This window comes from Sphingomonas spermidinifaciens (assembly GCF_002351485.1).
Taxonomy (GTDB): Bacteria; Pseudomonadota; Alphaproteobacteria; order Sphingomonadales; family Sphingomonadaceae; genus Sphingomonas; species Sphingomonas spermidinifaciens.
In genome coordinates this window covers 333,431-344,438 of record NZ_NWMW01000002.1, presented here as the reverse complement: position 1 = coordinate 344,438, position 11,008 = coordinate 333,431, and the positions used below count along the sequence as shown (strand labels likewise).

The 11,008-nt window shown below is 68.5% G+C and carries 9 protein-coding genes; 5 read left to right on the top strand and 4 right to left on the bottom strand.

Annotated features, from left to right (window positions below; translation table 11 throughout):
* Nucleotides 1–19: 19 nt before the first annotated feature.
* The 5 genes from COC42_RS11760 (at nt 20) to pth (ending at nt 5,701) form a co-directional block, all read left to right on the top strand.
* Complete coding sequence (locus tag COC42_RS11760) at nt 20–475, top strand: MarR family winged helix-turn-helix transcriptional regulator (RefSeq protein ID WP_096343520.1); 456 nt, start codon at nt 20–22, stop codon at nt 473–475.
* Nucleotides 476–739: 264 nt separating this feature from the next.
* On the top strand, nt 740–3,079 hold the full coding sequence (locus tag COC42_RS11755) for a penicillin acylase family protein (RefSeq protein ID WP_096343519.1): 2,340 nt from the start codon (nt 740–742) through the stop codon (nt 3,077–3,079).
* Nucleotides 3,080–3,215: 136 nt separating this feature from the next.
* The gene (locus COC42_RS11750) at nt 3,216–4,010 is read left to right on the top strand and encodes a DUF2189 domain-containing protein (RefSeq protein ID WP_096343518.1); all 795 of its coding nucleotides are present in this window, start codon (nt 3,216–3,218) and stop codon (nt 4,008–4,010) included.
* Nucleotides 4,011–4,235: 225 nt separating this feature from the next.
* Nucleotides 4,236–4,946: a 50S ribosomal protein L25/general stress protein Ctc gene (locus tag COC42_RS11745; RefSeq protein WP_096343517.1), complete on the top strand. Its 711-nt coding sequence runs from the start codon at nt 4,236–4,238 to the stop codon at nt 4,944–4,946.
* Nucleotides 4,947–5,131: 185 nt separating this feature from the next.
* On the top strand, nt 5,132–5,701 hold the full coding sequence (pth, locus tag COC42_RS11740; RefSeq protein ID WP_096343516.1) for an aminoacyl-tRNA hydrolase: 570 nt from the start codon (nt 5,132–5,134) through the stop codon (nt 5,699–5,701).
* A 49-nt stretch (nt 5,702–5,750) separates the two neighbouring features.
* Here the strand turns inward: pth and COC42_RS11735 are convergent, their stop codons facing one another.
* The 4 genes from COC42_RS11735 to COC42_RS11720 form a co-directional block, all read right to left on the bottom strand.
* Nucleotides 5,751–6,782 (bottom strand): NAD(P)H-dependent flavin oxidoreductase, encoded by a 1,032-nt coding sequence (locus COC42_RS11735; RefSeq protein ID WP_425442847.1) that lies wholly within the window; start codon nt 6,780–6,782, stop codon nt 5,751–5,753.
* A 204-nt stretch (nt 6,783–6,986) separates the two neighbouring features.
* A complete protein-coding gene (locus COC42_RS11730; protein WP_096343515.1) occupies nt 6,987–8,036 on the bottom strand; it encodes a zinc-dependent alcohol dehydrogenase in 1,050 nt (349 codons plus the stop codon).
* Nucleotides 8,033–8,746 (bottom strand): SDR family oxidoreductase, encoded by a 714-nt coding sequence (locus COC42_RS11725; RefSeq protein WP_096343514.1) that lies wholly within the window; start codon nt 8,744–8,746, stop codon nt 8,033–8,035. The genes COC42_RS11730 and COC42_RS11725 overlap by 4 nt, the downstream gene beginning before the upstream one ends.
* Nucleotides 8,743–10,995 carry a hypothetical protein gene (locus COC42_RS11720; protein WP_245844072.1) on the bottom strand — a complete coding sequence of 751 codons (2,253 nt, stop codon included), beginning with the start codon at nt 10,993–10,995 and terminating at the stop codon, nt 8,743–8,745. Before COC42_RS11720 ends, COC42_RS11725 begins: the two co-directional genes overlap by 4 nt.
* Nucleotides 10,996–11,008: the final 13 nt, after the last annotated feature.

Sequence of the window (11,008 nt, the reverse complement as noted above, 5' to 3'; positions counted from 1 at the left end):
CCATATATTGAGGACCCTCATGAAATATCGCTCCGACGACATCGCCCGACTGCTCGCGGGCACCTACATGCGGGTTCACCGCCGCATTGACGCGGCGATGGCGGCGGAGGGCGCGTCGCTGGCGCGGACCAAGATGCTGTTGCTGATCGAAAAGGGCGCGGGCGCCGCACGCGCCGCCGACCTCGCCGCCTATCTCGGCCAGGCGCCGCGCACCGTGACCGAGGCGCTCGACGGGCTCGAGCGCGACGGGCTGATCGCGCGCACCGCCGACCCGGCCGACCGGCGGGTCAAGCGGCTCGCCATCACCGACGAGGGGCGCCGCGCGATCGCCGCCACCGAGCCGCTGCGCCAGCGGCTGACCGGCGAGCTGTTCGCGCCGCTGTCCGCCGCCGAATGCGAGGCGCTGGGCGCGACGCTCGCAAAGTTGATCGACGCGCTCGACGAGGACCCCTCTTGCAGCGCGTTCCGGTCGTGATACCCTCCAACATCCAGATCGCGGGCGAACCGCGACGGGACGGAGAGGTGTCATGGAGCGCGTGGGCGCTGAATTGTCACAATGCCGGTTCGGGATGCTTTGCGGGATGAGCGGCGCGGCGCTGGCCATTTTCGGCGCGGCGTTCGTCCTCCTCACCTGATCGCACGATCCCGGCCGGGGCGCTGACCGCCGCGACGGCGACGGTTGACACGCGCTGCGCGAGCGGGCCGTAAGGGGCCGGCTGACAGGAGGCGCGCCGCCCGCATGACGATTACTCGCCGCAGGCTCCTGATGGGCAGCGCCGCGCTCGCCGCGCTCGGGCCCGTCCGCCTTTTGGCGCAGGAGGTGCTGCCGCCCGTGGACACGCCCCCCGCCCCGCCGCTGCGCCTGGCCGCCAAGGGCCTGCGTGCGCCGGTCGAGATCGTCGACGATCAATGGGGGGTGCCGCACATCCGCGCCGCGAACGTGCCCGACGCCTTTTTCGGTCAGGGCTGGGTCGTGGCGCGCGACCGGCTTTTCCAGATCGATTACGAATATCGCCGCCAACAGGGGCGCCTCGCCGAGGTGCTCGGCCCCGACTATGCCCGCAGCGACACGCTCGCGCTACTCGGCCGCTTTCGCGGCGACGTCGCGGCAGAGATCGCCGCGGTGCCGGCCGAGGTGCGCGCCGCGGTCGAGGGCTATGTGGCGGGCATCAACGCCCGCATCGCCGCGGTCGTTGCCGACCCCGCGCTGCTGCCCCCCGAGTTCGCGATCCTCGGCTATCAACCGCTCGAATGGCGTCTGTCCGACCTCGTCGCCGCGCGCGATCTGACGCCGGGCAATATCGACGACGAGGTGCGCCGCGCGCGTCTCGCCGCGGCCGACGCAATGTGGCTCGAGGCGCTGGTCGCCCCGCCCCGCCCGGCGCGGCCGGTCACCTTCCGCGACGGGCTGAAGGTCGCCGACATAAGCGAGGCCGATCTCGGCCTGTTCGGCAGCGCGCCCCCGCCCGCCCCCGATGCGGCGGGGAGCAACGCCTGGACGATCGCGCCCTCGCGCACCTCGACCGGCCGCCCGATCCTCGCCAACGATCCGCATCTGTCGATCGGCGGCTTCCCACCGCGCCATGTCGCGCATCTATCGGCGCCGGGGCTCGACGTCATCGGTGGCGGATCGCCCGGACTGGCGGGCATCATGCAGGGGCATACCGACCGCTTCGCCTTCGGCCGCACCAACAGCCATATCGACCAGTCGGACCTCTATCTCCTTGAACTCAACCCCGTCGATGCCGAGCGCTACTGGCATCGCGGCCGATGGAAGACGTTCGAGCGGCGCACGGTCACCTTGTCGCCGAAGGGGGCCGCACCGCGCACCGTGGTCCTGCGCTGGTCGGTGCAGGGGTCGGTGATCGCCCACGATCCTGCACGCCGCCGCGCCACCGCGCTCGCCCATGTCTCACAGCGACCGGGCGCGAGCGGGGTGTTCGCGATGGCGGCGATCAACCTCGCGCGCGACTGGCAGGGATTGCAGGCCGCCTTCCGCCTTCACCCCTCGCCCACCAACTTTCATTATGCCGATGTCGACGGACATATCGCGTGGCGCATCCTCGGCTTCGCGCCGCGACGGATGGGCGGGCACGACGGGATGACCCCCGCGCCGGGCGATGGCCGCTACGACTGGGAGGGGCTGCTGCCGATCGAGCAACTACCGAGCATCGTCGATCCCAAGCCGGGCTGGCTGGCGAGCGCCAACCAGGACAATCTGCCCAAAGACTACAAACCCATCCTCGCCTACAGTTTCCGCGAACCATGGCGGTACGAGCGCGTGGTCGAGGTGCTGGAGGGGCAGCCGCGCCACAGCCTGGCCGACTCGGTCGCGCTGATGCAGGACGTCGCCTCCGCCCCCGCGCGCCGTTTCGTCGCGCTGATCCCGGAGACGGTGCCCGAGGCGGCCGTCGCGGCGGCGGCGCTGCTGCGCGACTGGGACGGGGTGCTCGCGGCGGGCAGCGCCGCGGCGGCGGTCTATGAGCTCGCCTGGGCAGATCTCGAGCAGCGGATCTACAACATCGTCGTTCCGCCTGCCCTGCGCGGCTGGGTGCCGCTGTTCGAGACGGGCGCGATCCTGTCGCTGCTCGAGGCCTCTGACAAGCGGCTCGGCCCCAACCCGAAAGGGTCGCGCGACCTCATCGTGGCGATGGCGCTGGCGGCGGGGTGGGAAGCGGCCGAGCGGCGAATGGGGCCGGAGCCGGCGCTATGGCGCTGGGGCACGCTCCACGACGTGACGATCCGCCACCCCCTCGCCCGCCGTTTCCCGACGATCGCCGAGGCGTTCCCGCAGATCGAGGTCGGCGGCTCGGGCGGTGACGGCGCCACCGTCAATGCGCGCTGGGTGGCGGGCGCCCTCGGCGTCGCGGGCGGGGCGAGCTACCTTCAGGCGATCGACGTGGGAGGGTGGGACGACAGCCTGTTCCTCAACCTCCCCGGCCAGTCGGGCGATCCCAAAAGCCCGCACTATGCCGACATGGCGCAGCCCTGGATCGAGGGGCGGATGCTGCCCCTCGTCTTCAGCCGCGACCGGGTCGAGGCGGCGGCGGCGGGCCGCCTCTTTCTCGATCCCGCCTGACCCAAAGCCGGTAGCGCCGCGTCGCTGGCGGCGGCACGGCGAAAGGCGTATCCTGTCGGCCCCGAGCCCGAACGCGCGATCACGGCGCGGAAGCGAAGAGAAGGAATTGCGGACGCTTTAGGAAGAGGATCAGGACATGGCCATCACGATGGACTCCGCCACGCATACCCGCGGCGTCGAACGGATCGAGGTGAGGCGGATCGGCAAAGCCGATCTCGACTGGGCTCTGGCAGAGGGCTGGCGCGACTTTCGGGAACGCCGCGGCGACCTCATGTTCCTGGGCCTGATCTATCCCGCCGTCTGCCTGATGGCGGTGATCGTCGCGATGAACGACGCGCTACTTCCCCTGCTTTTCCCCGCCATCGCGGGCCTGTCGATCGCCGGCCCAGCAGTCGCGGCGGGCTTCTACGAGCTGGCACGGCGGCGCGAGGAAGGGCTCGAATCGGACTGGTCACACTTCCTCGATCCCCTCAAGGGGCGCAGCCGCACGCCGATCCTGACACTCACCGCGGTGCTGTTCGGCCTGTTCCTCGTCTGGCTCGCGGCGGCCTATGCGATCTACGCATTCACCTTTGGCGCGGAAAACCAGATGCGCGCCGCCGACCTGTTCGGCCGACTGTTCACGACGAGCGCGGGGTGGGAGATGATGGTCGTCGGCAACCTCGCCGGCCTCGCCTTCGCCGTGGTCGCGCTGGTCGTGTCCTTCGTCAGCTTCCCGATGGTCGTCGACAAGCCGGTCGATGCGGGCACCGCGATCGCCACCTCGATCGCCGCGGCGCGCGCCAACCCGGGCGAAACGGCGGGCTGGGGCCTACGCGTGGTCGCCCTGCTCGCGCTCGGCACGATCCCGTTCGCGGTGGGGCTGGCGGTGGTGCTGCCGTGGCTCGGCTATGCCACCTGGCATCTCTATACGCGCATCGTGAAGCGGTGAGCAGAGGCATTTGCTCCGGCTGACGCCGGAAGGCGGCACCGGCCCGCTCCCCACCCGGCCGCCCATTGAGTATTCAAATGGGTGGCCGGGTGACGGATTGGGCTGGCGCCGCTGCGCTTGTCAAAGCGCACGCCTTCGGCTAACGCCCGCGGCTTCCGTGCCGGGGTCATCCCTGGAGGCTCGGCCGGATAATTGGACTAATCATCAGCATTTCGGAGCACCGACATGAGCGATACGCTTACCCTGTCGGCCGAGACGCGCGAGCGGGTTGGCAAGGGAGCCTCCCGCGCGCTTCGTCGTGAAGGCCGCGTCCCCGCCGTGATCTACGGCAACAAGCAGGAACCCCTCTCGATCCATGTCGAGGAGCGGGCGCTGAACAAGCTTCTCGGCACCGGCCACTTCATGAACTCGATCGTGATGGTCGAGGGCGCCGGCAAGGCCGCGATCCGCACCCTGCCCAAGGACGTGACCTTCGACCCCGTCACCGATCGCCCGGTGCATGTCGACTTCCTGCGCATCGCCAAGAACGCGACCGTCACTGTCGCGGTGCCCTTCGCCTTCACCGATGAGGACGAGGCCCCCGGCATCAAGAAGGGCGGCGTGCTCAACATCGTTGCGCACGAGCTCGAAGTCACTGTCGACGCCGACAAGATCCCCGACTCGATCGAGGTTTCGCTAAAGGGCCTTGAGGTCGGCGACACGATCCACCTGTCGGCGATCAAGCTGCCGTCGGCGGCCGAGGCGACGCAGGACGGCGAGTTCACGATCGCAACGATCATCGCCCCGTCGGCGATGAAGGCCGACGTCCAGGAGTCGCTGGCCGAGGCCGACGCGCTCGCCGAAGCCGCTGCCGCCGAGCAGGGCGAGCCGGCCGAGCTCGATGCCGACGCCGAATCGACCGAGGGCGACGCAGAGGCGGAGGACAAGGGCGAGTAATCGCCTTTCGTCCGGAACGAGATGCGGCGGCCGGGTCCAAGATCCGGCCGCCGTTTTCGTGTCCGGCCGCGGTGGGTTGAAGGCTGCCGCTCGCCCATGACTTGGTCGCCCCAGCGAATAATGGGATGACGCAAGATCGAGCTCGGACGGCGCATCTTCTGGGCTGCGATATAAGGAACCACGCGATGCAACTCTGGGTAGGCCTTGGCAATCCGGGGCCGCAGTATGCGATGCACCGGCACAATATCGGCTTCATGGCGGTCGACGCCATCGCCGAGGTCCATGGCTTCTCGGCGCCGCAGAAGAAGTTTCAGGGCTGGTTGCAGGAGGGGCGGATCGGCCAGGAGAAACTGCTGCTGCTCAAGCCTGCGACCTTCATGAACGACAGCGGCCGCTCGATCCGCTCGGCACTCGACTTCTACAAGCTCGAGGTCGGCGACGTGACGGTCTTCTACGACGAGCTCGACCTTGCGCCCTTCAAGGTCAAGGTGCGCACCGGCGGCGGCGCGGCGGGGCACAACGGCATCCGCTCGGCGATCGCGCATGTCGGCCCGGACTTCCGCCGCGTGCGGTTGGGCATCGGCCATCCGGGGCACAAGGACCGGGTAACGGGCCATGTCCTCGGCAACTTCGCCAAGGCCGAAATCGAGGATCTGAGCGACCTGCTCGGCGCGGTCGCGGCGGAGGCGCCGTGGCTGGCGGCGGGCGACGACACGCGCTTCATGAACGACATCACGCTGAGGTTGCAGGGTTGATGCTCGCGTCGACATAGCGACCCCGGCCTTGAGTTGGGGTCGCTATGCCCTACGCCGCCCGCTTTTCCAGCGCCGCCGCCGCCTCCGCCATCAGGGTCGCGATGATGTCGGCGACGGGTTCCTCCTTCGTCACCATGCCGACCGACTGGCCCGCCATCAGGCTCCCATGCTCGACATCGCCGTCGATAACCGCACGGCGAAGCGCGCCGGCCCAGTAATGCTCGATCTGAAGCTGCGCCTCGGCCATCTCGACCGCGCCCGAGTCGAGGCTGGCGGCGACCTCGCGCTGCTTCGCGGTGAACAGTTCGGTCCCCGCATTCTTGAGCGCACGCACGGGTATGACGGGCAGGCGCGCATCGACCTGCACGCTCGCCACCGCATCGCGGGCCGAGGCGCGCAGGAACGCGCGCTTGAAATTGGGGTGCGCGATCGACTCGGTCGCGCAGACGAAACGAGTGCCGAGCTGGACCCCGGCCGCACCCATGTCGAGATAGCCGGCGATCGCCTCGCCCCGACCGATTCCGCCGGCGACGAAGACGGGCACGTCATTCGCCACTTCGGGCAGAATCTCCTGCGCGAGGACGCTGGTCGAGACAGGGCCGATATGGCCCCCCGCCTCCATTCCCTCGATCACCAGCGCATCGACGCCAGAGCGCACGAGCTTCTTGGCGAGGCTGAGCGCCGGGGCGAAGGCGATCACCTTCGCCCCGGTCGCCTTGATCGCCTCGAGCGCGCCCTTGGGCGGCAGGCCGCCGGCCAGCACGACATGGCCGACGCGATGGCGCCCGCACACCTCGATGAGGTCGAACAGCTGCGGGTGCATGGTGATGAGGTTGACGCCGAACGGCTTGTCGGTCAGCGCGTGGGTCGCGGCGATTTCGGCATCGAGCAGCTCGGGGCTCATCGCCCCGCAGGCGATCACGCCAAATCCGCCGGCGTTAGAAATGGCGGCGACGAGATTGCGCTCGCTCACCCATGACATCGCCCCGCACAGGATGGCGACCTCCGACCCGAGGAACGCACATCCACGCGCCATGCGCCGCTCAAGGCGCGCCGCGCCTGCCGAAATCGTCTCGATCATGAAGGTCCGTTAGTGCGGCCGCGATCGGAATACCAGTCGGCGCCGGGTGGCGGAAAGCGGCACCCCCGCGATTGGCCGCGCGGGTAGCTTGAGCGGTCGGTCGTTTTACCCGCGGGTCGGCTGACGCGCGCTTCACCTCAGCCCCTTACCGGGCGACCAGCCAAGCTCGCGAGCTGCCGTTCGTTCCGCGCCGATACGACCAAGCTACATCAACAGACATATGAAGATCGCGCCGGTTTCCTGCTTCGCCTGCGCAGTGTCGAACGCCTGGTTGATCTCGTCCAGGGGAAAGCGGTGAGTGATGAGCTCACGCGTCTTCAGCTTACCTTTGGCGACGAGTTCGAGCACCTGCGCCTGTTCGGGATAGAGGTCGTGAAAGGCAAAGCTGGCGCTTGGGATCAGCGTGATCTCCGACATCTGGATGCGTTGCCATTCGAGGCCGATCACCGTCGCCCCCTCGTCGAAGCCGCCGACCAGCACCAGCTTGCCGCCGCGCCGCACCAGCCTGGTCGCCAGCGGCAGCGTGTCGGGCATCGATGGCCCACCCGCGCACTCGAATACTACATCCGCGCCGCGCCCGCCGGTGAACTTGGCGATCGCCGCCTCCGAATCGTCGTCGGGACCGAGCGCGATGTCGGCGCCCAGCTCGCGCGCCAGTTCGCGAGAATGGGCGACGGGATCGATGATGAGGACGTCGGCGCCGCTCGCCTTGGCGAGCATCAGCTGGCCAAGGCCGATCGGCCCTGCCCCGATGATCGCCACCTTGTCGTTGATCGTCAGGCCGGAGAGGTGCTGCGCGTGGAGGCACACGGCAAAGGTATCTAGCAGGGCTGCGTCGTCGAAGCCGACATGGTCGGGCAGGACGTAGAACTTCTGCTGCGGGCCGACCACGAACTCGGCATAGGCACGCGAAACGCTGGCGCGGCGGGTGGGATAGAGATCGGGGCAGCGATTGTACTGGCGCGCGCGGCACCATTCGCAATGCCCGCAGCCGAGCACCGATTCGATCAGCACGCGGTCGCCCGGCTTTACGCGGGTGACGGCGGGGCCGACTTCCACCACCTCGCCGGCCATCTCATGCCCCATGATGCAGCAGCGAAGCTCTTCTTCGGCCTTGCGCCAGTGGCGCAGGTCGGTGCCGCAGATGCCCGCGGCGCGGATGCGCGCCTTGACCCAGTCGTCGGCGGGAAGCGACGGCTCCTCTACTTCCTCGATCGAGAAGGTACCCTCGGCGGTCTTGAGCGCGGCTTTCATGAGAGGGCCTGGATGCGCGGCTCGATGCGCAACGTGACGACATCGACGCGTTCGGGCCGGGTAAGGACGAAGTGGATCGCCTCGGCAATGTCGTCGGCGTCCAGCATCTCGTGTGCGGCGATCTGCTCGCGCTGTTCGTCGGCCTCGGCGGCCTGCATGTCGCTGCCCGTCGTGCCCGGCTCGATCAGGCTGACGCGCACGCCGCGTTCGGCGGTTTCCTTGCGCAGCGTCTCTGCAAAGGCGGCCAGCCCCGCCTTGGTTGCCGAATAGACGCTCTCGCCCGGCGCATGGATGACCGAGCTGATCGAGCCGACGATGACGATCTGCCCGCCCCCGTCGAACCGCTCGAGCGCCGCGCGCGCGCACCCCATCGCGCCGGCGAGGTTGACGTCGAGGACGTATCGCCAGTCCGCGTCCGCCATCTCGTCGATCGGCTCGGCGCCGAGCGCAGCGTTGGAAACGAGCACGTCGATTCCGCCCAACCGGTGATCGACCTCGCGGAAGATCCGCTCGACCTCGTTCGCGCGGCCTATATCAGCGACGATGCCGCTCGTCTCGCCGCCCGCCGCCGCCAGCGCTTCGTCCAGCGCATCGGCGTCGCGGCCGAAGGTCAGGACGCGCGCGCCCTCCGCGGCCAGCTTGATGAGGAGGGCGCGGCCGATGCCGGTGGTGCCGCCGGTCAGCAGCACGCGCTTGCCATGAAGGGTCATTGGTCGCTCCAGGTCAGCACCAGCCGAGCGTCGGCGGGCACGGTGAATTCGATGCGGTCGTCGGCCTCGAGCGTGGGCCGGACCGCATCGCCCCCCGCCAGCGTGATGCGGCACGCGGGCAGCTTCTTTCGTCCGGTGCGCAGAACCGCGACCATCGCCTCGCAAGCCGCGCCCCCCGCAAGCTGCAGACTGAGTGCGCGGTCGCCCGTGCGATCGGTCGCAGCCACCAGATGGTTGACGAAGAGGTGGAAGTCGGCACCCTCGATGCGGTGATAGGCGCGCGCCGCCAGCGCAAAGGCGGCACCGGCGCCGTAGATCTCCTGCCCCACCTGCCCCGGCGCCTGACCGTCGGCATAGAGGTCCTCGACCGGGAAGGAGAGCTTGCGGTCGATATGGCCGTTGCGCCACTCGGTGGCCAGGATCTTCTCGGGCACCGCATCGGGATAGTAGTACCAGGCGCGGTCGAGAACGTATTTGCAATACTCACCGACGAGCATCCGGGCGGCGGGATCGAATTCGGGGCCGGCCTCTAGCAGCAGCTTCTCGAACGCCATGAAGCTGTCGAAGCATTCGTACATCGCCATATACGGCGCGTCGTGCAGCGCAGTCGCGCCGAAAAAGTTGGAATAATGCTCGGCGACGCCGATGTCCGACTTCCAGATCTCGCAATTGTGCAGGAAGCTGGCGAGATAGACATAGGCCTGCTCGCGATAGGCATCCTCGTTGGTGATCCGCCACAGGCGAAGGCACGCCGCCGCGCCCCAGGCGGTCAGGTTGGCCTGATATTCGAGCTCGAACCGCATGCCCATCGCCGCGTCGATCGCCGCGCGCGCTTCATCGAGGAAGCGCATCTCGCCGGTGAGCTCGAAGCCGAGCAGCATGACATAGGCATAGAAGCCGCCAACGTCGGTCTGGCCGTGTGTCTCGTCGCCGCGCTTGGCCGTGATGACCGCGAAGTCGCGCACGTCGTACTGGATCGGCCAGACATAATCGAAATGCTGCGCAGCACGGATGCCGAAGTCGACCGACTTCAGGAACAGTTCGCGCGCCCAGTCCTCGCCGTTGAGCGCCAACCAGCCGAGATTGCGCAAGGGGTGGTACAGATACCAGCTGTCGACGGCGTTCGCGTCCTTGTCATCGCCGACATTGGGCAGATAGCGGCGTAGCGTCTGGAGATCGGGATCGAAGAACTTGCCCATGCCCCCGGCAAAGGCGTCGGCCAACTGGATCCGCTCGCCCTTCCACCGGCCGTAATCGTGCATCGCGGCCAGCACCGTCATCTGCACCATAGAGTCCGGATATTCGGCGTCGTTATAGGGGCGGATGTAACGATGACCGTAATGGGTGATCGTCGCAGTGGGCGCCTTGTCGAGGTCCTTCAGCGTCCGCTCGGCGCGCTCGACCCACTCGTGATAGGTGAAGGGCGGGCGATAGAGGACGCCATACGCTTCGCCCAGCATCTGGATGAACTGGCGTGCCTTCTCGCTCTCGGTGGCGGCGGCGAGGTCGCGCAGGACGATCACCGCGTCGGACACCGCGGTCTCCTCGCCCGCAGGCAGGGGGTTGATCGGCGGCGTGTGGCTTTGCGGCGGCGCGGGAGGCAGATAGCCGAGCTCGGGCCACTCGCCGCCGACCGAACCGACCGGCGTCGTGCCCGTCGCGCGGTACCAGCCGTTGAGGCCGCTGAAGTCCTGCATATAGAGGACATGCCCGAATGCCGGCTCGTCGATCGCGAGGTAGATGAGGCCGGTGTTCGGCCCGCGCTGCGCCGCCTCGACCCGGCCCTTGGCCCCGAGCGGATCGTCCCCGTCATCGAGCGGATAGAGGTCGCGCGGCAGGAAGGGGACGAGGAGCGGCTGCTGGGGCGTTACCCAGGCGCGAACCCGCAACAGGTGGAGATCGTCGCCGCTCGCCTCGAAGCAGAAGCGATGCTCGCCGATCGCGCTTTCGGCGGTAAGGTGGAGCTTCGTGCCCTCGGCCTTGTGCTTGCTCAGCGTTCGAAAGCCGCCGGTGGCATGGCCCGCGCGGATCGCCATGCCGCCGCGTCCCGGGCGCCGGATGATCGCCCAGAGCGAGTCTCCGCCCGCACCGACCTCGACCTCGAAATCGCCGATGGTGAAAGCGCCCACCCTTTTCAGTCCGCGCGCCAGTTCCTCGCGCAGCGCCAGGACATAGGCGCTGGCGCCGGGCGTTCGCTCGCCCCCGACCTTCGCCTGTTCGCGCTCCTTGGCTTCGTTCACTGCGGCCATGCCTGTCCCTCCG

Coding starts and splice junctions, on each gene's coding strand:
- COC42_RS11755 (WP_096343519.1), top strand. CDS start 740: ATGACGATTACTCGCCGCAGGCTCCTGATGGGCAGCGCCGCGCTCGCC.
- COC42_RS11725 (WP_096343514.1), bottom strand. CDS start 8,746: ATGACCCTTCATGGCAAGCGCGTGCTGCTGACCGGCGGCACCACCGGC.
- COC42_RS11730 (WP_096343515.1), bottom strand. CDS start 8,036: ATGAAAGCCGCGCTCAAGACCGCCGAGGGTACCTTCTCGATCGAGGAA.
- COC42_RS11760 (WP_096343520.1), top strand. CDS start 20: ATGAAATATCGCTCCGACGACATCGCCCGACTGCTCGCGGGCACCTAC.
- COC42_RS11735 (WP_425442847.1), bottom strand. CDS start 6,782: ATGATCGAGACGATTTCGGCAGGCGCGGCGCGCCTTGAGCGGCGCATG.
- pth (WP_096343516.1), top strand. CDS start 5,132: ATGCAACTCTGGGTAGGCCTTGGCAATCCGGGGCCGCAGTATGCGATG.
- COC42_RS11745 (WP_096343517.1), top strand. CDS start 4,236: ATGAGCGATACGCTTACCCTGTCGGCCGAGACGCGCGAGCGGGTTGGC.
- COC42_RS11750 (WP_096343518.1), top strand. CDS start 3,216: ATGGCCATCACGATGGACTCCGCCACGCATACCCGCGGCGTCGAACGG.
- COC42_RS11720 (WP_245844072.1), bottom strand. CDS start 10,995: ATGGCCGCAGTGAACGAAGCCAAGGAGCGCGAACAGGCGAAGGTCGGG.